Source organism: Rhodoluna limnophila, from assembly GCF_005845365.1.
Lineage (GTDB): Bacteria > Actinomycetota > Actinomycetes > Actinomycetales > Microbacteriaceae > Rhodoluna > Rhodoluna limnophila.
This window is the reverse complement of record NZ_CP040509.1, coordinates 1125543-1148820: the sequence shown is the minus strand read 5'-3', so window position 1 is coordinate 1148820 and position 23278 is coordinate 1125543. Positions and strand designations below refer to the sequence as shown.

20 protein-coding genes, 1 tRNA gene and 1 other RNA gene are annotated in these 23278 nt (G+C 53.7%); 14 read left to right on the top strand and 8 right to left on the bottom strand.

What is annotated here, in order from left to right:
- The first annotated feature begins 26 nt into the window (after positions 1-26).
- Genes FFA38_RS05660 through FFA38_RS05645 form a run of 4 tightly spaced genes read left to right on the top strand, consistent with a single transcriptional unit; the run spans position 27 to position 3704 of the window.
- Positions 27-521, top strand: coding sequence for a copper chaperone PCu(A)C (locus tag FFA38_RS05660; RefSeq protein ID WP_138275798.1), 495 nt, complete (start codon positions 27-29; stop codon positions 519-521).
- A 22-nt stretch (positions 522-543) separates the two neighbouring features.
- Entirely contained in the window at positions 544-1755 is a 1212-nt protein-coding gene (locus FFA38_RS05655) for a Dyp-type peroxidase (protein ID WP_138315820.1), read from the top strand.
- Between the two features lie 58 nt (positions 1756-1813).
- Entirely contained in the window at positions 1814-2404 is a 591-nt protein-coding gene (locus FFA38_RS05650) for an RBBP9/YdeN family alpha/beta hydrolase (RefSeq protein ID WP_138275796.1), read from the top strand.
- Positions 2405-2417: 13 nt separating this feature from the next.
- The gene (locus tag FFA38_RS05645) at positions 2418-3704 is read left to right on the top strand and encodes a saccharopine dehydrogenase family protein (protein ID WP_138315819.1); all 1287 of its coding nucleotides are present in this window, start codon (positions 2418-2420) and stop codon (positions 3702-3704) included.
- Positions 3705-3772: 68 nt separating this feature from the next.
- On the opposite strand, the gene gndA is transcribed toward FFA38_RS05645, so the two are convergent.
- Together gndA and FFA38_RS05635 are read right to left on the bottom strand one after the other, a co-directional pair.
- Positions 3773-5221 (bottom strand): NADP-dependent phosphogluconate dehydrogenase, encoded by a 1449-nt coding sequence (gndA, locus tag FFA38_RS05640; protein ID WP_138315818.1) that lies wholly within the window; start codon positions 5219-5221, stop codon positions 3773-3775.
- 34 nt (positions 5222-5255) lie between these two features.
- Positions 5256-5594 carry a putative immunity protein gene (locus FFA38_RS05635; protein WP_138315817.1) on the bottom strand — a complete coding sequence of 113 codons (339 nt, stop codon included), beginning with the start codon at positions 5592-5594 and terminating at the stop codon, positions 5256-5258.
- Between the two features lie 110 nt (positions 5595-5704).
- On the opposite strand from FFA38_RS05635, the gene katG reads away from it, so the two are divergent.
- From katG to FFA38_RS05610, 5 genes are read left to right on the top strand one after another with little or no spacing between them, the layout of a single operon-like run.
- Positions 5705-7903, top strand: coding sequence for a catalase/peroxidase HPI (gene katG, locus FFA38_RS05630; RefSeq protein WP_138315816.1), 2199 nt, complete (start codon positions 5705-5707; stop codon positions 7901-7903).
- Positions 7903-10371, top strand: coding sequence for an MMPL family transporter (locus FFA38_RS05625; protein ID WP_138315815.1), 2469 nt, complete (start codon positions 7903-7905; stop codon positions 10369-10371). The genes katG and FFA38_RS05625 overlap by 1 nt, the downstream gene beginning before the upstream one ends.
- 35 nt (positions 10372-10406) lie before the next feature.
- Positions 10407-10880, top strand: coding sequence for a DUF3817 domain-containing protein (locus FFA38_RS05620; RefSeq protein WP_138315814.1), 474 nt, complete (start codon positions 10407-10409; stop codon positions 10878-10880).
- The gene (hrpA, locus tag FFA38_RS05615) at positions 10880-14686 is read left to right on the top strand and encodes an ATP-dependent RNA helicase HrpA (RefSeq protein ID WP_138315813.1); all 3807 of its coding nucleotides are present in this window, start codon (positions 10880-10882) and stop codon (positions 14684-14686) included. Before FFA38_RS05620 ends, hrpA begins: the two co-directional genes overlap by 1 nt.
- Before the next feature lie 36 nt (positions 14687-14722).
- The gene (locus FFA38_RS05610; protein WP_172956020.1) at positions 14723-15916 is read left to right on the top strand and encodes a multidrug effflux MFS transporter; all 1194 of its coding nucleotides are present in this window, start codon (positions 14723-14725) and stop codon (positions 15914-15916) included.
- On the opposite strand, the gene FFA38_RS05605 is transcribed toward FFA38_RS05610, so the two are convergent.
- Positions 15913-16329 carry a hypothetical protein gene (locus FFA38_RS05605; protein WP_336470566.1) on the bottom strand — a complete coding sequence of 139 codons (417 nt, stop codon included), beginning with the start codon at positions 16327-16329 and terminating at the stop codon, positions 15913-15915. The two genes, FFA38_RS05610 and FFA38_RS05605, sit on opposite strands and share 4 nt — an antisense overlap.
- Positions 16330-16380: 51 nt before the next feature.
- Between FFA38_RS05605 and FFA38_RS05600 the strand changes: the two genes are divergently transcribed.
- Positions 16381-16824 (top strand): hypothetical protein, encoded by a 444-nt coding sequence (locus FFA38_RS05600; RefSeq protein WP_138315811.1) that lies wholly within the window; start codon positions 16381-16383, stop codon positions 16822-16824.
- Here the strand turns inward: FFA38_RS05600 and FFA38_RS05595 are convergent.
- Positions 16821-17429, bottom strand: coding sequence for a TetR/AcrR family transcriptional regulator (locus FFA38_RS05595; RefSeq protein WP_138315810.1), 609 nt, complete (start codon positions 17427-17429; stop codon positions 16821-16823). The genes FFA38_RS05600 and FFA38_RS05595 overlap by 4 nt on opposite strands.
- A 76-nt stretch (positions 17430-17505) precedes the next feature.
- Between FFA38_RS05595 and FFA38_RS05590 the strand changes: the two genes are divergently transcribed.
- The 3 genes from FFA38_RS05590 to FFA38_RS05580 are packed head-to-tail and all read left to right on the top strand — an operon-like array spanning position 17506 to position 21112.
- Positions 17506-19836 (top strand): glycine-rich domain-containing protein, encoded by a 2331-nt coding sequence (locus FFA38_RS05590; RefSeq protein WP_138315809.1) that lies wholly within the window; start codon positions 17506-17508, stop codon positions 19834-19836.
- 2 nt (positions 19837-19838) lie between these two features.
- Positions 19839-20693, top strand: a complete 855-nt coding sequence (locus FFA38_RS05585; RefSeq protein ID WP_138315808.1) for a hypothetical protein — start codon at positions 19839-19841, stop codon at positions 20691-20693.
- A gap of 20 nt (positions 20694-20713) precedes the next feature.
- On the top strand, positions 20714-21112 hold the full coding sequence (locus tag FFA38_RS05580) for a DUF1801 domain-containing protein (RefSeq protein WP_138315807.1): 399 nt from the start codon (positions 20714-20716) through the stop codon (positions 21110-21112).
- A gap of 91 nt (positions 21113-21203) precedes the next feature.
- Here FFA38_RS05580 and FFA38_RS05575 read toward each other — a convergent pair whose 3' ends face one another.
- From FFA38_RS05575 to FFA38_RS05560, 4 genes are all read right to left on the bottom strand, one after another.
- Complete coding sequence (locus tag FFA38_RS05575; protein ID WP_138275785.1) at positions 21204-21413, bottom strand: DUF4287 domain-containing protein; 210 nt, start codon at positions 21411-21413, stop codon at positions 21204-21206.
- 54 nt (positions 21414-21467) lie between these two features.
- Positions 21468-21555 (bottom strand) — tRNA-Ser (locus tag FFA38_RS05570).
- A 33-nt stretch (positions 21556-21588) separates the two neighbouring features.
- Positions 21589-21885 (bottom strand): DUF1905 domain-containing protein, encoded by a 297-nt coding sequence (locus FFA38_RS05565; protein WP_138275784.1) that lies wholly within the window; start codon positions 21883-21885, stop codon positions 21589-21591.
- A gap of 16 nt (positions 21886-21901) precedes the next feature.
- The gene (locus tag FFA38_RS05560) at positions 21902-23080 is read right to left on the bottom strand and encodes an MFS transporter (protein WP_138315806.1); all 1179 of its coding nucleotides are present in this window, start codon (positions 23078-23080) and stop codon (positions 21902-21904) included.
- A gap of 89 nt (positions 23081-23169) precedes the next feature.
- On the opposite strand from FFA38_RS05560, the gene ffs reads away from it, so the two are divergent.
- Positions 23170-23266: signal recognition particle sRNA small type (ffs, locus tag FFA38_RS05555), an RNA gene on the top strand.
- Positions 23267-23278: the final 12 nt, after the last annotated feature.

Below are 23278 nucleotides of genomic sequence, written 5' to 3'. Positions count from 1 at the left end.
TGTTCTACGAATTGTAGAATTGAAGTATGAAGAAGATTACCGCGGCTCTTGCTGCTGCCCTATTTCTGACCACCCTGACCGGTTGCGCTGCGGCCGAGACCAACACCGATCAAGCGGATGTAATCGTTGCAGATGGCTGGGTGCGAATCTATGAGGGCACTGAGGCAGCCGGCGGTATGACCGGTGGTTTTGCAACCATCACCAACAACCTAGACACCGAAATCACGTTGGTTGGCGCCAGCTCTGCTGTGGCCATGATGGCTGAGGTGCACGAGGTTGCCATGGTTGATGGCAAGATGCAGATGCAGGCAAAAGACGGCGGAATCACAATTGCTCCGGGTGAGACAGTGACCCTTGAGCCGGGTGGCCTGCACGTGATGTTGATGGGTCTCAAGGAGCCACTTGTTGACGGTCAAGAGATTCCGATCACCCTCGATTTTGATGGCGTTGAAGACGTTGATGTGGTTTGGCCAGGCAAAACATCGCTGGCCGGCGATGAAGAATACGTTTCTGGCGAATAGCTGATTTCGAACAGGCGCGCGTTTGAGCAAATTATCTAGAAGAGGTTTTCTGGCCGGGGCTTCTGCTTCGGCAGGGGCAATCGTTGGCGCGTCTGCCGGCGCCTGGTTTGGTTCCGATCAGGCGGCAACGGCTGCCGAGCTCAAGGCCCAAACCGCTGTTCTAAAGCGCAAAGAAAAATTCACCGGCCCGCACCAAAACGGCATCGAAGTTGAATTACAAACTTTTACCAACTTTGTGGCTTTTGATCTGGCGCCCGGCACCGATAAAGCTGCGGCCCTGCGCTGGATGACCCTGCTCACCGATGATATTGCGCGGCTTACCCAGGGTGACCCAACCTTGGCAGACGCCCAACCGCAGCTGGTTCTAGGCCCGGCTCGACTAACCGTTACGGTTGGTTTTGGCCCTTCACTTTTCTCCAAACTTGGCCTTGAAAGTCAGATGCCAGAGTCATTCAAAGACCTGCCGGCGTTCAAGATTGATGCGCTCAAGCCAGAATTTAGCGGCGGAGATGTCTTGCTGCACATATCTGCTGATGACCCGATTGTGCTTTCGCACGCGGTTCGCCGGCTAATCACTGACAGCCTCACTTTTGCCTCGGTGCGTTGGTCTCAGCAGGGTTTTTCTAATGCTCAGGGCGTTGTTCCTCACGGTGTTCGCCAGCGTAATTTGATGGGTCAGGTTGACGGCACCGATAACCCGGCCTTCAACACCGATGACTTCAACAATTTGGTTTGGATACAAGACGGTCCAAGTTGGATTCAAGGCGGCACCATCATGGTCTTTAGGCGCATTGCGATGCAGCTGAATACCTGGGATCAACTTGGCCGCACTGAAAAAGAGCAGGTTATTGGCCGCACGCTTGACACCGGTGCTCCGCTTGGTAAGGTCAACGAAACTGACCCGATTGATTTTGATGCACGCGATAAGAATGGCCTAAAGGTAATTCCTGATTTTGCTCACATTCGTCGCGCTCACGCGCACGCTCCGGGCGAGCGTTTCTTTAGGCGCCCGTTCAACTATGAGGTTGGGGTTTCGGCCGACGGCAACCCTGATGTTGGTCTGCTTTGGACTGCCTACCAACGCAATCTGGATACCCAATTCATTCCGGTTCAGCGCCGCCTAGAGCAATTTGATCTACTGAATAAGTGGACCACCCCGATCGGTTCTGCTGTGTTTGCCATCGCCAAAGGTGTTCAGCCAGGGCAGGTTTTGGCCGCCGAACTATTCGCCTAAGTTACCGTTTGTTATGGCCTTAGTGGCCGCAAAACGGGCAAGCGTTTAGATTATTTTTATGGCAAGAATTTTGATCATGCATGGCTGGACCAACCGCCGTCAAGAGGGCGTTTGGCAGCGCAAGTTGGCTAGTGCTCTGCGCCAGCAGGGTCACCAGGTGCTCTACCCGCAGTTTCCTAACACCGATGCCCCGGTGCTAGAGGAGTGGCAGGAGCTGCTACTGGCCGAGTTGGATTTGCTAGCTGAGGCTGGTGCTGGCGAGACCATCGTTATTGGACACTCGCTTGGCTGTGTCAACTGGATTCAGGCCGCCGCCGAGGGCAAAATCAAGACACCGGTAGACCGCTTGCTGCTGGTGGCGCCTGCCGACCCTGGCCTTCTGGGTGAAGTCAAAGGCCTCAAGGTAAATCTCAAAAAGCGCCAGGTGGTTGACGCCGCTTTGGCCTCCTCCGCATCTCTGACATTGGTCGGCAGTGACCTAGATCCTTGGCTTCCAGATGGTGTTCAGGCAACCTACGGAGACCCGCTTGGAGTGCACGCAGTGATTCTCGAGGGAGTAAAGCATTTCTCTCTTACCGATGGTTTTAGCGATTGGCAGGGCGTTCTCAACTGGGTTAATGACCCAGCCGCAGACCTACGTATTCGCTAGGTAGGCTGGTTCTATGAGAATCCTTTTGGTTGGCGCCGGCGGTGTTGGCGATGCAATTGCAAAGATTGCCGCAACCCGCAATTTTTACGACATTTTTATCGTTTCTGACTACGATTTTGCCCGCGCTGAAGCCACTATCGCTTGGATTCGGTCTCGCCACGGCGACCGCGTGGCATCGAAGTTTTTAGCAGCCAAGATTGACGCCAGCCAGGCGGCTGTAGTTGCCGAGCTTTGCCTAAATCACAAGGTCACTCACCTGATCAATGCGGTTGAACCTAAGTTTGTACCAACCATCTTTTCGGCCGCCTACACCGCGGGTGTCAACTACATCGATATGGCCCTGAGTATTTCAGAGCCTCACGAGACCGATCCATTCCACAAGACCGGAATCAAGCTTGGCGATGGCCAGTTTGCTTTGCACGACCAGTGGGAGCGCTCTGGCAAGTTGGCACTCATCGGATGCGGCGCCCAGCCTGGTCTATCGAATGTTTTTGCGCGCTATGCCGCTGAGAATATGTTCAGCGAGATCGATGAGATCAGTGTCAAAGACGGCGGAAACCTAACCGTGCGCGATGCCGATGGTAACGAGATTTTCGCTCCGCATTCATCAATCTGGACGACCATCGAAGAGTGCCTAAACCCTCCTGTGGTTTATGAGCGCAGCCGCGGTTGGTACACCACTGAGCCGTTCAGTGAGCCAGAGATTTTTGAGTTCCCAGAGGGCATCGGGTCACTCGAGTGCGTGAATGTTGAGCACGAAGAAGTAACCATGTTGCCGCGTTTCATCCGTGCCAACCGGGTCAGTTTCAAATACGGCTTGGGCCGCGAGTTCATCGAAGTTTTGAAAACCCTGCAAAAACTTGGGCTTGACCAAACCAAGCCGCATCGTGTGCGCTCGGCGCAGGGTCCGGTTGATGTTTCGCCACGCGATATTGTGGCTGCCGTACTGCCAGACCCAGCCAAAATTGGGCCACAGATGACCGGCAAGAGCTGTGTGGGTATTTTGGTCACCGGTAAAGACCTTGATGGCAAGGACCGCGCAACTTTCTTGTATCACGTTGCCGATAATTCTGAGACGATGGCTGAGTTGGATGCCCAGTGTGTGGTTGCTCAAACTGCTTATGCACCGGTTATTGCACTTGAGCTCATGGCTACCGGTGCGTGGCGAGGAGCAGGCGTGGTTGGCCCAGAAGCCTTCGACGCAGTGCCGTTCCTTGACCTAATGGCTTCTAACTTTGGATTCAGCCAAAAGTGGGTTGCTCAAGAGCGCCTACCAGCCAGCCCTCTGCGCCACCCTTAATTCCTTAGTAAAAGAAAACCCGGTCGATTGCTCGACCGGGTTTTCTTGCTGTGGCATGAAGCCTCGAATTAGTGGGTGCTTGGAGCCTGTTCAACCTCTGAGCGGTCGCCTGACCAAAGGGTGTGGAAGGTTCCATCCATGTCAACGCGCTTGTAGGTGTGAGCACCAAAGAAGTCGCGCTGACCCTGAACCAAAGCGGCTGACAAGCGTGGTGAACGCAGGCCATCGTAGTAAGAAAGTGACGATGCAAAAGCCGGAACCGGAATACCAGCCAGTGAAGCCTTTGAAACCACGGTGCGCCATGATGAAACTGACTCAGCAACTGCCTGCTTGAAGTAAGGGTCGAAGATCAGTGACTGAAGTTCAGCGTTCTTACCGTAGGCGTCAGCAATGCGGTTCAAGAACTGGGCACGGATGATGCAGCCGCCGCGCCAGATCTTTGAAACTGCACCTAGGTTGATGTCCCAGTTGTACTCCTTGGCGCCGGCGCGAATTGCGTCGAAGCCCTGAGCGTAGGCAACCAACTTTGAAGCGTAAAGCGCACGACGAACGTCTTCAACAAACGCAGCCTTGTCTTCTACTGACCACTCGGTTGCGTCGGCTGGCAGGCCGTCAACTGCGGCACGCTGTGATGCCTGAGATGAAAGTGAGCGCGCGAATACTGCCTCGGCAATACCTGAAACCGGGGTTCCAAGGTTCAATGCGGTCTGAACTGTCCAAACACCGGTTCCCTTTGAGCCAGCCTGGTCAAGAATTACATCAACCAATGGCTTGCCGGTCTTGGCATCAACCTGCTTTAGAACCTCAGCGGTGATCTCGATTAGGAATGACTCCAGGTCACCCTTGTTCCACTCGGTGAAAATCTCTGCGATCTCGGCTGGGCTGTAGGCGCCGGCCTGACGAAGGATGTCGTAGGCCTCAGCAATTAGCTGCATGTCGGCGTACTCGATGCCGTTGTGGATCATCTTTACAAAGTGGCCAGCACCATCGGTGCCAACGTGGGTAACACATGGCTCACCCTCAGCAATTGCTGCGATTGAAGCCAGGATTGGGCCAAGAGTCTTGTACGCCTCGGCTGAACCACCAGGCATGATTGATGGACCCTTTAGAGCGCCTTCTTCACCGCCTGAGATACCTGCGCCAACAAAGTTGATGCCCTTGTCTGAAACTTCTTTTTCACGACGGATGGTGTCGGTGAATAGTGCGTTACCACCGTCAACGATGATGTCGCCTGGCTCAAAACGCTCGGTTAGCTGTGAAATAACTGCATCGGTGCCCTTGCCTGCCTGAACCATGATGATGGCAGTGCGTGGCTTGGCCAATGAGGCAACAAACTCATCGATGGTCTCTGATGCAATGAAGCCTGCTTCTGGGTGCTCGTTGATAAGCAGCTCAGTGCGCTCGAATGAGCGGTTGTAAACGGCAACGGTGTTGCCCTCGCGGCTTGCAAGGTTGCGAGCCAAGTTTGAACCCATTACTGCGAGTCCAACGACTCCGATGTTTGCCTGTGCGGTCATGTTTTCCTTTAGATGGTTGTTTGCTTCAACAATATCAAAGAATGGCAGCAGATTCGCGTGCTTTATCGGCGTATCGCTTGACGTGCCAGCTGTGGGTAACAACGTGGGCGACTGATGCCGCTTGACCGCAGGTTCGGGCGGCAAATCGGGCCGCCTCGTTCGTGGTTTCTCGTGCCGCGGCGTGAGCAGCAAAAGCCGCATCTCGCACTGGTCCAACTGCCAATTCGCCACGCATCCAAAGCCGCAGCGCAGCTAGGGCTTCTCGCGGTCGCAAGTCATGTGGTTCGGCTCGTTCAAAAATTTTCAACACCGATTCAGCCTCGGCCAAAGACTCCTCGGCCGCGATGAGGTGATCGGTGTCTGGAAGTTTCATGAACTGCAGTCTAAGTCAGTGTGAATCTGGGATGCCGTTGGGAATACCGGCTTAATCAGAGCGGTTGGCTAACCCTTGTAAGCCCGAGAATCAAATAGTTGAGGTTGTAAATGTCTTCAGAAGCAAAGTGCCCATACACCGGAGCGACCAACGAGCCAGTTGGAACATCAAATAACGATTGGTGGCCAGCGTCTTTTAAGACCGACGCACTGCTTCACAACTCTCCACAGAGCGACCCAATGGGTGCTGACTTTGACTACGGTCAGGAATTTTTGTCGTTGGACTTGGCAGAGCTCAAGGCTGAAATCAACGACCTGATGACCACCTCGCAGGACTGGTGGCCAGCCGACTACGGACACTACGGCCCATTCTTCATTCGCATGGCTTGGCACTCAGCCGGAACCTACCGCGTGACCGATGGTCGCGGTGGCGCCGGACAGGGCCTTCAGCGATTTGCACCACTGAACAGCTGGCCTGACAACGTAAACCTAGACAAGGCCCGCCGTTTGCTATGGCCAATCAAGCAAAAGTACGGCAAGAAAATCTCATGGGCTGACCTAATGATTTTGGCCGGTAACTGCGCACTCGAATCTATGGGACTGAAGACCTTTGGTTTTGGTGGCGGCCGCGCAGATGTTTGGGAGCCAGACAACACTTACTGGGGTTCAGAGACCGAGTGGTTGGCCAATAAGCGCTACGACTCAACCCGCGACGCAGGGACTCTAGAAAACCCACTTGCTGCGGTTCAGATGGGTCTGATCTACGTCAATCCAGAGGGCCCAGACGGCAACCCTGACATCCATGCTTCAGCCAACGACATCCGCGAGACCTTTGGCCGCATGGCCATGAACGACGAAGAAACCGTTGCTTTGATTGCCGGTGGCCACACCTTCGGAAAAGCGCACGGTGCCGCCAACCCTGAGGGCAATGTTGGCCCAGAGCCAGAGGCTGCCCCGCTTGAGGCAATGGGTCTTGGCTGGAACAACAGCTTCGGAACTGGCAACGGCGCAGACACCATCAGCAGTGGTCTTGAAGGCGCCTGGACGCCAACCCCGACCAAGTGGGACAACAGCTATTTTGAAACGCTGTTTGGATACGAGTGGGAGCAGCAGAAGAGCCCAGCCGGCGCCATTCAGTGGGTTCCAAAAGACGGCGCTGCTGCAGACGCAGTAGTTGATGCGCACGATCCATCAAAGCGCCACGCACCAATCATGTTCACTACCGACCTAGCTCTGCGTTACGACGCCGAGTACGAAAAAATCTCGCGCCGATTCCTTGAAGACGCTGACGCATTTGCCGACGCATTTGCTCGTGCTTGGTTCAAGTTGACTCACCGTGACATGGGTCCGCGCGCTCGCTACCTAGGTTCCGAGGTTCCTGCAGAGGTTCTAATTTGGCAAGATGCAGTGCCTGCGCCGGCCGGCAAGGCACCTAGCGCCGAAGACCTAAAGTCGCTCAAGGCTTTGGTCCTGGCCTCAGGTCTTTCAGTTGCTCAGTTGGTCTCGACCGCATGGGCATCGGCATCAAGCTACCGCGATTCAGACAAGCGCGGTGGCGCCAACGGTGCTCGCGTTCGCCTTCTACCTCAGCGCAACTGGGAGGCCAACTCACCAGCTGAGCTAGATGCAGTACTGACCAAGCTAGAGGGGATCCAAGCCGCATTCGTAGGTTCACACCCGGGTGTTGAGCTATCGCTGGCAGACCTAATCGTGTTTGCCGGTGGCGTTGCAGTTGAGAAGGCTGCGGCAAATGCTGGCGTTGAGGTAGAGGTCCCATTTGTTGGTGGCCGCACCGATGCAACCCAAGAGATGACCGACGTTGCCTCATTCGAGTACCTCCGTCCATACGCAGACGGATTCCGCAACTACGCCAGCAAGGGCCACGGCCCAATCGCTGATCGCCTACTGGTCGAGAAGGCAAACCTACTTGCTCTAACCCCTCCTGAGATGACAGTTCTCATCGGTGGTCTCCGAGTGCTCGGAGCCAACACTGGCGGATCAAAGGTCGGAGTTTTCACTGACAAGTCAGAGACTCTGTCAAACGACTTCTTTGTGAACCTGCTTGACCTAGACAACACCTGGCACGCGCAGTCACCTGCAGGAGAATTGTTTGATGCACGTGATCGCAAGACTGGTGCGGTGAAGTTCACCGGTAGCCGAGTTGACCTAGTGTTCGGTTCGAACTCAGTGCTGCGTGCGCTCGCCGAAGTTTATGCAGCTAACGACGCCAAAGAAAAGCTGGTTCACGACTTTGTGGCCGCATGGTTCAAGGTCATGATGCTAGACCGCTTTGACGTGGCTGCGCGTTAATGGCTGAACTGTTATACCGACTCGGTCGGTTCTCAGCCAAGCGCGCCTGGCTCATTGTGGTTTCATGGTTGCTAATTTTGGCATCGGTGGGTGGCTTAGCGGTTGCCGCCAACGCCAAGCTCTCAACCAGCCTTTCTATCGCAGGCATTGAATCTCAGCTGGTTATCGACGAGCTCAAAAAGTCGTTCCCTGAGGCAAGTCGTGGCTCTGGTCAGGTGGTCTTTCACGCAGCTGATGGGGTGGCTTTCACGCAGGCTGAAAAAGACGCAATCACGGACGTGCTGGCCGAGGTAGCCAAGCTGCCTAGCGTGGCCGACACTTTGAACCCCTTTGAGACCCAGGCTTCACTTGATGCCAGCCGTCAAGAAATCATCGATGGCTACGCCGAAATTGATGCTGCACGCGTTGAGCTAGAAAAGGCGCAAACCGCAATCGATGAAGGACTAGCCGGCCTTGAAGCGGCTAAGGCTATGTTGCCGCCGGCTCAAGTTGAAATGATGGCCGCCAAATTGGCTGCCGGGCAACAGCAGATTGACAATGGCTTGGCCGAAATTGAAAAGAATCTGCCAAAACTTGAGTTTGGTGAGCAACTGCTTGATGCCGCCGAGAACTTTGGCACCGTTTCGGCAGACGGCCAGGTTGCTTTGGCTTCAATCTATTTTGACGCCCCACTCTCACAAATTGAAAAGCCGCAGATTACAGCCGCGACAGACTTGCTGGCTAATGCCGATCTGGGTTCTGTTCAGGTAGAAGTTTCGCAAGACCTCAGCCAGTCGCTGTCCGGAATTCTGGGTGTCGGCGAAGTTGTTGGCTTGCTGATTGCAGCAATCGTGTTGTTCGTAATGCTCGGCACATTTATCGGTGCGGGTTTGCCGGTGTTGTCGGCCATCTTGGGTGTTGGCATTTCTGCTGCGCTGACTCTTGCGCTTGCCTCGCAAATTGAAATGACTTCAACCACACCGATTCTGGGTGTGATGTTGGGTCTTGCTGTGGGCATCGATTACTCGCTCTTTGTTTTGAACCGCCACCGCCGTCAGCTGAAGACGGGTATGCCGCTAGTCGACTCAATCGCGCTCGCTAACGGAACATCGGGTAACGCGGTTTTGTTTGCCGGGCTAACCGTGGTTATTGCTCTAGTTGCGCTGAATCTCACAGGTATTGGGTTCCTCGGAATGATGGGCTCGATGGGTGCCATCGCGATTCTGATTTCAGTTGCCGCTGCACTCACCTTTACCCCGGCGATGCTGCGCTTGGTTGGCATGCGAATCTTGAGCAAAAAAGAGCGTCTGACGCTTGAGAGCGTAAAGCCGGCGCACAGTGCCGAGGATCTTCACGCTGCGATGGAGAGCGGTGCTTCGAAGAAGTCGGTATGGGCGGCTAAACACCCTTGGCTGGCTCTGCTGTTTGCCGGCGTGATTTTGGCCGTGGTTGCCTTGCCTTCATCGAGTATGCGACTGGGTTTGCCTGACGGAGGTTCTGAGCCGACTGACAGCACTGCCTACCGCGCTTACACCCTCACCACTGAGGCTTTCGGTGAAGGTGCCAACGGTCAAATCATCAGCGTGGCAACCGTAGATTTTGCCCTTGATGACGACGCGCAGCTTGAGCTGCAGGCCGCAATTGCTGGCGACCTAATCGCTCTCGAAAACGTATCGGCTGTGGTTCCGGGTGGGGTTTCAGATGATGCAAAGACTCTGATTTTCTCGGTGGTGCCGAGTGAAGGCCCGTCCACTATCGAGACTGAAAACCTGGTTCGCGACATCCGTGGGCTTGAGGCAGATTTTGCTGCGAAGTACGATGCTGAACTCGGTGTTACCGGAATTACCGCCACCAACATCGATATTTCCCAGAAGCTCAATGACGCTTTGCCGATTTACCTCGGTACGGTTTTGTTGCTCTCGATTCTGCTAATGACTTTGGTTTTCAGGTCAATCGCAGTGCCAATCATTGCTAGCCTCGGCTTCTTGCTAACTGTGTTTGCAACACTCGGTGCTGTAGTCGCTGTTCACCAATGGGGTTGGCTCGGGTTCCTGTTCGACATTCACAACCCAGGTCCAATCCTGAGCTTCTTGCCAACCATGCTGATCGGTATTTTGTTTGGCCTAGCCATGGATTACCAGTTGTTCCTAGTTTCAGGAATGCGTGAGGCCTACGTGCACGGCAAGTCTGCGCGCGAGGCGATCGATCAGGGAATTCACCTGGGTCGTGCCGTGGTCGTTGCCGCTGCAATCATCATGATCACCGTATTCGGAGGCTTCGCGTTCTCGCACGTAACCTCGGTCCGACCAATCGGGTTTGGCTTGGCAGTCGGTGTCTTGATTGATGCATTCCTAGTGCGCCTAATCCTGGTTCCGGCAGTAATGTCCTTGCTGGGAGACAAAGCCTGGTGGCTACCAAAGTGGCTTGACCGCATCATGCCCGATGTTGACGTAGAGGGCGCAAAGCTCGAGCGCAGTCACATTCACTAACCGGCCTCCGCCGGTGCGGTAATTAGACTGAAAGCATGATCTCACCTCGCAGCCTTTTTCGCGCCTTTGCACTGAGCGAAGGTGTTACTTGGACCCTACTTCTATCTGGTTTGGCAGCAAAGGCCTGGCTCGGTGCCCCGGATCCGGTGGTGACAGTGGTCGGTGGCATTCACGGAGCTGTGTTCTTGGGCTACGCATTTGTTTCTGCACTTGTCGGTGTAAACCAGCGATGGGGTCTGGCGAGAACTGTCTTGGCAGTTGCACTAGCGATTGTGCCGTACGCGACCATCCCGTTTGAAAAGCAGGTTGAACGCACCGGAAGGTTGAAGGGTGACTGGCGTCGCGAACATTCAGGTGATGCCCGTGATGACCACTGGTTTGACCGCCTCTACCGCTGGTTTATTTTGCGCCCGTTTGTGCTTACCGCGACTCTGCTTTTGGGAGTGGTCGTTATCTTTGCGATGTTGCTTTTGATCGGCCCGCCCGGTGGCTGGACCGCTAATGACTAATGGTTGAGCTGCAAATTAGCTACCCGGCTGACCTACCGGTTAGTCAGCGCAGAGATGAAATTCTTGAGGCCATTCGCAATCATCAGGTTGTGGTTATTGCCGGCGCAACCGGTTCGGGTAAGACCACCCAGATTCCAAAAATGTGTCTCGAGCTTGGCCGCACCAGCATTGCCCACACTCAGCCGCGAAGAATTGCAGCACGTGCGGTAGCCGAGCGCATAGCCGAAGAGCTCAAAGTTGACTTGGGTGGCGTGGTTGGCTATCAGGTTAGGTTTACCGACAAAGTAAGCGCAGAGACCAAAGTCAAGGTAATGACCGATGGCATTTTGCTCAACTCAATGCAGCGTCACCGCAAGCTTGAGCAGTACGACACCATCATCATTGATGAGGCCCACGAGCGCAGCCTGAACATCGACTTTCTGCTCGGCTACATCAAGCAGTTGCTGCCAAAGCGGCCCGACCTCAAAGTCATCATTACGTCGGCCACAATTGATCCTGAGTCTTTTAGTAATCACTTTGGCGGAGCTCCGATTATCGAAGTTTCTGGCCGCACCTACCCCATCGAGGTGCGCTATCGGCCGACCGCTCGCGAGGCACACGATGACACTGACCCGGATGAAGAAACCACGGCATCTGATTACATCGATGGCATCATCCGTGGGCTAAAAGAGCTTCAGGCTGAGCCCGAGGGAGACACGCTTGTTTTCTTGTCGGGAGAGTCTGAGATTCGCGATGCGCAGGATGCAATCGAGGGCAGCATCACCAACGGAACTTTGGTCAAGGGAACCGAAGTTCTGCCGCTCTATGGTCGACTCAGCGCCGCCGAGCAGCATCGCGTGTTTGAAAAAAGCAAGTTGGTTGGCTTGCGCCGCCGAATTATTTTGGCCACGAACGTTGCCGAGACCAGCCTCACGATTCCGAACATCAAGTACGTGATTGATGCCGGTACTGCCCGAATCTCCAGGTACAGCCCAAAAGCTAAGGTGCAGCGACTGCCAATTGAGGCAATCTCGCAAGCCAGCGCCAATCAGCGTGCCGGTCGTGCCGGCCGCACCAGCCCGGGTGTGGTTATCCGTCTGTACGGCGAGGATGATTTTGAATCCCGACCAGCGTTTACTGACCCAGAGATTTTGCGCACCAATCTTGCCTCAGTAATTTTGCAGGCGGCCAATCTGGGTCTTGGCGACATCACTCAATTTCCGTTTTTGCAACCCCCTGACCCAAGGGGTATTAAAGATGGTCTTGGTTTATTGGCAGAGTTGGGTGCGGTTGATGATGCCAAGGGCAAGAATATCCGGCTTACCCCGATTGGCCGCAGCCTTGCCCGCCTGCCAATGGAGCCAAGGTTTGCCCGCATGCTTTTGGAGTCTAAAAACTTTGGCTTGGTGCGTGAGGTCATGATTATCGTGGCCGGGTTAACCATCCAAGACCCGCGTGAGCGCCCGCTGGCAAAGCGGCCGCAAGCAGATTTGGCGCACGCCAGATTTGCCGACCCAACCAGCGATTTTTTGAGCCTGCTAAACCTTTGGAACTACCTAGAGGAACAGCAGCAGAAACTGTCTTCATCGGCGTTTAGGCGGCTTTGTAAAAATGAGTACCTCAACTACCTTCGAGTGCGCGAGTGGCAAGACCTGATTCGTCAGCTCAAGTCAATTGCCAAGCCTCTTGATCTAGTTGTCGGTAGTCCAAAAGTTGACCCAGATGGCATTCATAAGAGTTTGCTTGCCGGCCTGTTGAGCCAGATTGGTTTGCGCCAGCTCACCGAGAAAAAGGGTGCCGACCTTGCAAAGGGTGGCGCGTCAAAGCCCGCGAAGGGGTCGAGTGAATACCTAGGGTCTAACGGCAAGAAATTCGTGATCTTCCCGGGGTCCACCGTTGCCAAAAAAGCACCGGCTGCCATCATGAGCGCTGAGTTGGTTGAAACCAGCCGTCTTTTTGCCCGGATGAACGCGGCGATTGATCCGGCTTGGGCTGAGCCGTTGGCCGGAAATTTGGTTCGGAGAAGTTACAGCGAACCGCATTGGGAAAAATCTCAAGGCTCGGTAGTTGCCTACGAGCGTGTGATGCTGTTTGGTGTGCCAATCGTGGTGTCTCGGCGCATGCAGTATTCACGAATCGACGCTTCGCTCTGCCACGAATTATTTATTCGGCACGCATTGGTTTTGGGGGAGTGGGACTCAAAGCAGGCATTTGACCGAAATAATCGCGCGCTTATTAAGCAGCTTGAAGCCAATGCAGATCGGGCCCGCAAGCCGCAGTTGGCACCGGACGAAGACGACATTTACCGTTTCTATCTCGAGCGGATCCCGGCAGAGGTTTTCTCGACTCGCAATTTTGAGGGTTGGTGGCGCAAGGCCAAGCACGAGACCCCAGAGCTTTTGACTATGACCCGAGAACTGCTTTTGGGTGAAGATTCTGCCAAACCTGATGAGAATGAGCACCCTCGTGAGTGGCTGCACAATGGTCAGCAGTTGAAGTTGCGCTACCGGTTTGAGCCCGGTGCCACCGATGATGGAGTCACGGTTGATGTGCCGCTGCCGCTGTTGGCTAGCCTAAGGTCAGACGAATTTGATTGGCTGGTGCCGGGCATGCGTGCCGAATTGGTGACAGAGTTGCTGAGGTCGCTGCCAAAGGCTATTCGCCGCAACGTTGTGCCGGCAGCTGACTGGGCGGCAAAAGCCCTGGCTGTCTTGCCAGCTGAGCCCACCGGAAGTTTGCTGACTACGCTAGCCAAAACGCTTCAGCAACTGAGTGGCACCAAGATTGACGCAACCGATTTTGACTTTAGCAAACTGCCTACTGCGCTCAAAATGACATATCGCGTGGTTGATGCTGGTGGGCGAACCTTGGGTCTCGGAACAGATCTCTTGGCGCTCCAGGACAAGCACGCTGAAAGTGGTCGCGGAGCCGTGGCCCAGGTCGTTGAGAAAGTCCACTCGCCAATTGAGCGAGATGGTCTCAAGGCTTGGGACTTTGAATCTCTCGAGAAAAGCATCGAGTCGAAGCACGGCAATAATGTTGTTCGAGCTTTTCCGGCGCTGGTTGCCGCACACGATGGCGTGAATATCAGGCTCTTTTCAACCGAATCAGAGCAGTCGTTGCACCACATCCGTGGAGTTGTTGCATTGGTTGTTGGCGCAATTGCCAGCCCAGCAAAATACGTTGAATCTCACCTGGCGCAAAATGAAAAGCTGGCGATTTCCGGATTGCCGTACCCAAACTTCAACGCATTCATCGATGACGTGATTGCTGCTGTTGCTGAGCGAGAAATTCGGCGGTTTGAGCCAACTGGGCGAATCTTTACCAAACGAGAATTTGAGCAGATCAGAGATGCGGTTTCGGCAATTATTGTCGAGCAGGCATTCGAGGTTTCTGCGCTGGTTACCAAGATTGCTGTCGCAGCGCGCGAGGCAAATAAGGCCATCGGTGAAGTCAAGTCGTTTGATTTCTTGTCAGTGCTCACAGCTGAAAAGGCCCATGTTGCCGAGCTCATTCAGCCAAAGTTTGTCAGTTCAGTTGGGCTTGATCGGTTGCCGCGCCTGGTGGTCTACCTGCAGGCAATCAAACAGCGCATGGATAAATTGATCGAGAATTCGGTTCGCGATCGACAGGCCACGGCCGAATTGGACCAAGCTGTTGGCCTTTACGTTTTTGCCGGTGGAACCTTTCCGCTAAAGGCAGGTGCGTCAGAAAAGTTGGTGGCAGCCCGTTGGCTCATCGAAGAGTTTAGAATTAGCCTCTTTGCTCAATCTCTGGGCACAGCCGAATCTGCATCGGTGCAAAGAATTAAAAAAGTTTTGTCTTAACGGAATAAAACTGTCAATTGAATGGTTTTAACACGAATGCCTGCGATAAAAAAGCGTCAAGCCGCGACCATGGGTCTTATTTCAGCCCTAGGTCCGTTTCAATTTGACATGTATCTTCCGGCGCTTCCGGCCCTAATTCTTTACTTCAGCACCACCGAAACCATGGTTCAACTGACCATTACTGCCAGCCTTCTGGGCATGGCATTTGGTCAGGTCCTGGTTGGTCCAATCACTGATGCACTCGGTCGCAGGCGCCCGCTAATAATTGCACTTTCAGTTTTCATCGTGGCCTCATTGGCCTGTCTTTCTGCAGCTGACGTCACCTGGATGGTCATAGCCAGATTCATTCTTGGATTCTCGGCGGCTGCCGGCTTTGTGATTGTCAACGCATTTATTCGCGATATGGCCACCGGTGATAACGCGGCAAAGCTTTACTCAACGCAGGCGGCAATATCTAGTCTTGCTCCGGTGGTAGCGCCTTTGGTTGGCGGCCAACTCTTGCTATTCGGCGACTGGCACATCGTCTTTATTTTCTTGGCTTTCATGGGAGCGGCGGTCATGGCCTTCGTAGCGGCCTACCTGCCTGAGAGTTTGCCGATCGAGTCACGCAGTGAGCTCAGTTTCAAAGCAACCTTCACCGCGTGGGGGCACGTGCTTCGTGACTCGCGCTTTGTGGTTTTGATTCTGCTCGGTGGGTTGCTGTTCGGTTCAGTAGCCAGTTTCATCGCTGGCGCACCTTTTGCACTTCAGCAGGGGTTTGGGCTTACACCAACTGAATACACTTATGCCTTTGCCATGGTCACGGTCATCATGTTTGGTGCAAACTCTCTAAACCGCTACCTCTTGAAGTACGTCTCGAGTATCAGCCTGATGCGCTACGGCTTGGCGCAAGCTTTGCTAGCTGCGGCTGTAATGATCACCATCAACGTGTTCGAGATTCACAGCTTGGTGCTCACCATCGTTGGTTACGCCCTTGCGGTTTCAGTGATGGGCTTCACCATGGCAAACATCATGGGGATGGCCATGCGTGAGCATGCCGAGCGAGCTGGCGTTGCTGCCGGCCTCAATGGTTTTGCGACGTCACTGTTTGGCGCAATGGCCGCCCCGCTAACCAGCATCGTATTTGGTGCCGATGTTCAGGGTGTCGGAACCTTTATGTCAATCTTGCTGATTGCTGCTGCGCTACTCGGATTCTTTGGCCTTCGCAACGAGGTCCCGGTTCGCCACTAGGAGACTGAGCGCTTAATCAGCTCGGTAATCTGCTTTTCGATGGCTGGGGTAATCTCATTCACCGCATAGGAGGTTGGCCACATTGAGCCTTCATCAAGCTGCGCCGCATCCTGAAAACCAAGGGTGCAGTAGCGAGTTTTGAATTTTCCGCTGTCTTGAAAGAACACCACGGTTTTGCCCTCAGCGTTGCAGTAGGCCTGCATTCCGTACCAGGTTTTGGCCTGGAGCGATGGAGCGTGAGTTTTGACCAGCCCGTGTACCTTTTCGGCAATCGCGCGGTCAGCCGGCGCCATGGCTGCAACTTTCTCAAGCACTTCGGCTTCAAGTTGCTCGGGAGTCATCTTTTTGCGAGCCTTTGAGCGCTCAGCCATAGTCTCTTTGAGCGCTTGTTTTTCTTCTTCGGTCATTGCCATTAGTGCTCTCCCTTGCTCGTGACGTGCACGGCTCTAGCGTAATCTCATCTAATGAGCGATTTGAATGAAGTTGGCGAGCGCGATGGTTGGCGCTGTTGGTTGTGTGACGCTGCGGTTGACCCAGATGCCTCAACTAACTCTGATCTTGGCCCGAGCGTAGATAGCTATTCAGCCGCCAAAGCTAAAAAGGGTGCTGCTGTGGTCGAGCGTTTGGCTCACCGTGCTTGCAACACTATGAAGGGCAAGATTGCCCCAGTCGTCCCATGGTCTGCTGATCTTTTTGTGGTCGACCCATCACCGATTTTTGAATCTGTCGAGCGCCTGAAGGCAAAGGGCGGCCGAGAAATCGTGGCACGTTGCCCAGATGAACGCGATGCCACCCAAGCTTCAGAGTGGTTGCTTGATCGTCTTTCGCGATTGGCACCTGGAGTGCGTTTCAGTACTGAGCTAAAGCCCGGCGGTGGCCAATACATGTTGGCCCTTCGCGTCGACTAGATAGCTAAAATTCCGCGAGCTGCCTTGAGCGCAGTTTCTGCGGCCCGGGCCGGCGAGAAGTCATCGGTGTTTAGGTCAGTGACCTTGAGTCCTAGAACAATTTGTTGAGAGAACCAAGCAAAACCTTCGATGTCGGCACTGGCTGGCAGTATGCCTTGTGATTTAAGGTCTGAAAATACTGATGCAATGCGGATTGCTGTATCGCGTTGGGCAGTTGCGATGGCGTTTTGCAATTCGGGTCTATTTAGGCTTGCGGCAAACACCCCTAGTTGTCGGTTTCGGGTAGTCATGCCCATCTCGGTTAGCGCGTTGTCGAGGCCAGCCCTAATGAGTTTGACAACATCATCGCTGCTGCTGGCATGCTTTGCCGCTTGTAGAAAGGCATCTACGTCAAGGTCAACCTGAGCCTGAAAGCTTGATACTAGTGCCGCGGTAATCAAACCGTCACGGTTTTTGTAGTGGTGGTAGAGAGAGCTAAATGAGGCCCCGGTGGCGCCGAGGATAGCCTCAATCCTGAATCCCTCGATTCCGCTCAAGCCAAGTTCATGCTGCGCTGCATCGAGCAGCAACTGCTTGGTGTCTGGTTTGATAACAATCTCGTCCACGTGTCGAGTCTATGGTCTCGGTTGGGTTATAGTCTGTCTAACTGGATAAATTATCCAATTAACGAATAGAGGCACAATGACTCGCCCAATCCGTCGCCTGGTCACAACTCTTGCACTAGTAACGGCCAGTGCGCTGATGATGTCAGGCTGCACACCGCAGCCTTCTGAAGAAAATTTGGGCAGCATTAGAATCCGAACCTTCAACTTGGTCGGCGCTATCAACAAGGGATTGGGTGAGGCATCGGGAGCTGTTGAGGGCATGGCCGACGATGTGGGCGGCGCTATCAACTCTGGCTTCAAAGAGGCCAAGAATGAGGCTGGCATAGTCGGTAGAACCGCGATGAGCTCGGTAACCGAAGAGTATCGAAATGCAGCCGGCGAGATTGTTGATGCTGTTGGAACTGTTATTTCATACCTGCCGACCTCATGGCCAACGGAGCTTGGTTCAGGATCATATAAAACCATCGTCAAGAGCCTAGATGGTGCTATCAAGCAGGGGATCAAAGCTGTCAATGGCATTGCCAAAAAAGTGAAGAACATGAGTGCCGAAGAGGCTGAGGAAGCCATCAACACAGTGCTTGGCAACGTTGGGACTCCAAACCCGAAGATTGAGGTTCCGGGTATCTCTAACCCGCCAGTTCCAGTGGCTTCTCACCTTTACGTGAAGATCCGCCCGAGCCAATGGGAGGAGTCCAACGCGGTGAATCTCCAAATCGACATGGACTTCCTCGGTCTCAAAAAGTATCGAATCGGTTTTGGTTGCCTAGGTTTCCCAGAAGGGTTTGAGCACGCTCCAAAGGTTAGTTTTAACGGAGGTTGCGACAACCCTTGGAAGTTGATGCAGCAGGCTAACGTGATGGCTAATGCCGTAAAGGGTATCGCCTCAAAAGTCGGCAATGAGATTAAGGGTCTTGAGTCTCAAATTATCAAGACCTTAAAGAGCGTTGCTGGTGATGCTGATAACCCTCGACTAATTCCTGCCATGCTTCTAGATATTCCGGTGAATCAAATTCTTGGGATGCTGAGCCCGGGCTACTCATCATCTGAGTCATCCAAAACCCCGAGCAAAAACACATCTGATGCCGACGCTGAAGAAAACTCAGCTGCGATGGATGCCATGCAAGAGATGGGCAGTAGTGCCGCGATTGCATTTACCGTTCCTGAGTTAGCGGGCCTTACTTTTCAGCTTTCATCAGATCTCTCACCAGTTGCCTACTTTGACAACTGGAACTCAGATGGCCAAATGGACATCGGTGTTGAACTTGGTCTCTTTGGTGTTGTTGTTGCCGGAGTAAAAATGGGCTGCGTCACCTTCGGCACCAAGTGGGAAGAAACGCCATCATTTAGTTTTGATGGCGGCTGTGACAAATCTTGGAATGTTGACTTTGCGGCCGGAGGGTACACCTCGAGCAGTTACCGCGTAGATAGCCGTACGGCATCTGGTGCGTCAGGCGACATCCCGGTTGCAACACCTACAGTGAGCGTTGCGGCGACACCAGACAAGTCAACCGGCGCATCTGGGGGAACTGTAAGTGTGATCACAGTTGGTTCAAGGACTTATAAGGTGCACACCTTCACCTACGAGTCCGACTCGGATTTCTACATTCCAGACTCCATGTCTGAAACCCCAATCGAGTACTTGCTAATCGGTGGTGGCGGTTCTGGTGCATCGAATAACACCAACAAAGAAACCGGTGTTGGCGGTGGTGGCGCCGGCGGCGTCGTCACAAACCTTGGTCGACCTGTCAAGTTTGCCCCTGGCACCTACCGAGTTGTCGTCGGTGCCGGCGGAACCAGCAGCTACCGTGAGGGCAACGGACTCAATGGCGGAAACTCGTCGATCAACGGAGCCGGCCTAGTTGCTCTGGGCGGTGGCGGTGGCGGTCGTCTTGACGCCAACGGAAACTCTGGTGGCTCGGGCGGTGGTGCGGGCTATCGCGAAGGCTTCGATAACCCTGGTTTGTCACTTGAGCGCCAAGGAAACTCTGGCGGTTATGGTTGGCGCGGATGTTCGTCGGACGCATGTAGTGCCGGCGGTGGCGGTGGCGGTGCCGGTAGCGCTGGACTTCCTGCTAGCCAGGGTAACGGCGGTATCGGTGGCGATGGAATTATTAACAACATCACCGGTAAGTCTGTTTGGTACGCAGCCGGCGGTGGCGGTGGCGGAATCGGCATCGGTGTTGGTCGTCGCGGAATCAGCGGCGACGGTGGTTATCCGCGCAGCTCTGGTAAAAACGGTAAAAACGGCACCGGTTCAGGTGGTGGCGGTGCTGCATCTGGCAGTAACACCAAGACTCAGGGCGGTCTCGGTGGCAGTGGAATCGTAATTATTCGCTACGAAATCAACAACTCAGGCACGCTATCAACCACGGCTCCGGGCAGCACCTTCACCCCAGGAAAGTTTTAATCATGAAGAAGATTTCGATCAAAATAGCATTATTACTGGCTGTAACGGTTGCGCTAACGGGGTGTGCGACTAATGCCCCTGATCACAGTTACATCGGCAAAGCAGTTGCTACCGACTTTGATCCGGCAGTGGATGGTTTTTCTTTTGCAAACTTCAACTCGCGGCAGTACGCGCAAGAGTTTGACATCGAAGACCTAACTGCAATGGTAGGGACTCGCGACACCGTATGCGTTGATGGAGTGGCAGACCCGTGTGTTCCAACTGAGGGTGCACTCAAAGTGATTGGCATTGTGAATTCTTCGCGGCAACTTGGTCACTGCGAGGGAATGGTTGTCCTTGCGGCAGCTAGGTATGACCTTGGCACCAAAGTAAAGACGGCCGAACTTGATGATGACCCTGCGGTTATCTCGGCCATCATTAGATCTTTTGCAACGATGTTTTTTCCTGAGGTTCAACAGCAGACTCGTGATTGGGTTTCAAACTCATTGACCGACACCATTGCTGTCTTGGCAAAGTCTCTCGAGACCGGCAAGTTGGAGTACGGCCTTGGCCTTTACACACCAAATGGAGGCCACGAGGTTTTGCCATTTGCAATTGAGTACCCGAGCAAAGACCTAGCTCTAGTGTTGGTTTACGACTCGAACTGGCCCGGAAAGACCCGTTATGTCGAGATTGATTTGGCAGCACAGACTTGGCGTTTCTCGTTTTCAGGCAGTGACCAGGCTTCGGATGCAAATGCTTGGACAGGCACACACACCGATCTGGACCTGAATTCAAACAAGGTTCGGTTGGCTGCCATTGAGAGCCGCACCGGAGAAGTTGAGTTGCCATCAGGAGAAATCTGGGGCGTCGAGTAGTCGCTCGTTACTATGTAGGCATGACTCTTCCTGTAGATATCCGTGCCTATAACGATGCACAGAGTTCTGAGTACCTAGCAATTTGTGATTCCGTTGCTGATCTGATTGCCAAGGTTTTGCCTCAGGCCGAGGGTAAAGTCTGGCATGGCCACCCGGTTTGGTTTATTGACCAAAATCCGGTGGTTGGCTACAGCATCAAAAAGGCTGGCGTGCAGGCGTTGTTCTGGAGCGGCCAGTCGTTTAGTAAGGCCGGTTTGTCTGCGCTCGGCAAGTTCAAGGCCGCCAGTTTTGATGTCAAAAATACCGATGCTCTCGCGGCTGTAGGTTTTGAAGATTGGTTGCTAGAGGCAGCTGCAATTCAGTGGAATTACAAAGACCTGCCAAAGAAGAAGGCTCTCGAGCCACTTTTTGTAATCTAAAAAAGAGGGCCGGCAAATTCCAAGAGCTGACCGGTTGGGTCGAGCACAGGGATTTACAAGTCAGAATGCCCGTGTTTTTTCAGGGGAATTTCTATAAGCCGTTTTTCTGGCGATAAACCGCAACCAACGCGTTCGCGTGCCCGTGGCCGATGCCGAACTCATCCTTTAGATAGGCAACCTGTTCCATGTGCTTGGCTTCTGGAACGTTGGCTAGTTGGGTCATCCAGTGTTCGATGGGGTGTCCGTACTTCTTCTCAATCGAAGGAAAGTAGCTTGCTGGGCCGGAAACTTTTTCAGTCATGAGAACAGATTAGGAGCATAAACAAAAAGACCGCCACATAGGCGGTCGTTTTGTTGGCGGAGAATATGGGATTCGAACCCATGAGGGCTTGCACCCAACCAACTTTCCAAGCTGGCGCCATAGGCCACTAGGCGAATTCTCCTTGGATTGTTACTTAGGCCAGTTTACCGGTTGCTTAGAAACCAAGAACATCCAATTGAACTTTGACCGCTGACCCCTCATCGATGTTGTTCTTTTTTCGCACCTCAGCTTTGAGAGGCAGGTCAAAGCAGCCGGTCTTGGAATCAGGAAATATTGACGTGCGCCAAACAACTGACCCCAGCCTGGCCTCCACTTTCAGAGACCCCCAACCGTTGGTCATGCCCTCTGAAATTTCTTTGATCTCATCTGACAAATCCTTGGGCAAACTGACCAGAAAAATACCCTCGTTATTTCGCCACCGATGAACCGTGCCTTCAAACTCAATATTCATCGGTGCACCGAATTATTTAGTTCTTGGCTAGTGGGCGAGTGACGCCGCTCAGAGCGGCAGATAGCAACATCATCACCAGCGGAATGCCGAAGGCAACGTAAAGCCCGGCAACCTGACCGACTGCGCCGAGAGCTGGGCCCACTGTGATGCCAGAAATGTAAACCACGCTGATAATCATGTTGATTCGCGCTGGTGCCATTGTTGGCTCGTCGCTCATTGAGGCGATAGCCATAGGGAAGCCGATCGCCATGCCCAAGCCCCACAGAACCAGACCCAAATACGGCAGTGCCACGATCTCGACCGCCATGAACACCAAAATACCTGATGAGGTAATTAACGCCGATAGCAGAACAGCCATTCGGCGGCCCATCAGGTCAACAATGCTTCCGCCGATCAGGCGGCCAATTGTGATTACGATCCAGAAAACACCAAATGCAAAAGCAGCTTCAGATCCGCTAAAACCGGTCTGGGTAAGGGCAATCGGCACCCAAACGCCGGCGGCACCCTCAGCCAAGATGAATGAGAAACCGATGACAGCAATCAACAAGCTGCGCTTCTCAGTCCATACCTTCAGTGAGCTCTTTTTCTCCTCAGAAATACCTGATGAGGTAATTTGCTGCCGCGGGTTGGTGTTGAAGGTCAGGCCGGCCAGCACAGAAATCACACCCGCGAAAACACCAACTGCGATGAACGAAACGTCTAGTCCAACTCCGGTAGCAATCAACCAGCTCGCCAAGGTGGCGCCGGTCAGCATGCCTACGCCAAATAATCCGTGAATTGCTGGGAATAGCGAGCGCTTGGATGCCTTGTCTACTGCGGTGCCCTCAATATTGCCAACGAAGTCGCTAATGGCCATTGGGAGGCCGACAAAAAATAGTGCTACCGAAGCCAAGAAAACGTTGCCCGAAACCACGGCCGGGCCCAGAGCAACAAAACTCAAGCCGGCCAGTATGTAAGTAGCCGCGTTTACCCTGCGAGTGCCAAACCTGTTGACCAAAAGCCCAGCAAACATGATTCCGGCCAGTCCACCAGCCGGAAAAACCATGCTGAGCAAGCCCATCTCGGCAGTGTTTAGATTCAGAGCTTCCTGTACCTCAGGACCGCGACTCACAAAAGTAGAGAACAAAAGTGCACGAGTGAAAAAGATTGCAGATGTTCCGGCGAACCAAAGTCCTAGGCGCTTTTGTTTACTCATTCCTTTAGGCTAACAAACCCATTCAACCGATTGGTGCACACCGAGAATCACAACAATTTACGGGGGAGCGCATAGCCGGTAAACTAGGAGTGGACTCCCCGTGCGGCGTCACCTCGGCCAACTCCCCCAGGATCGAAAGATAGCAAGGGTAACTGGGCTCTGACGGGTGTGCGGGGAGTCTTTTTATTTGGGCAAATT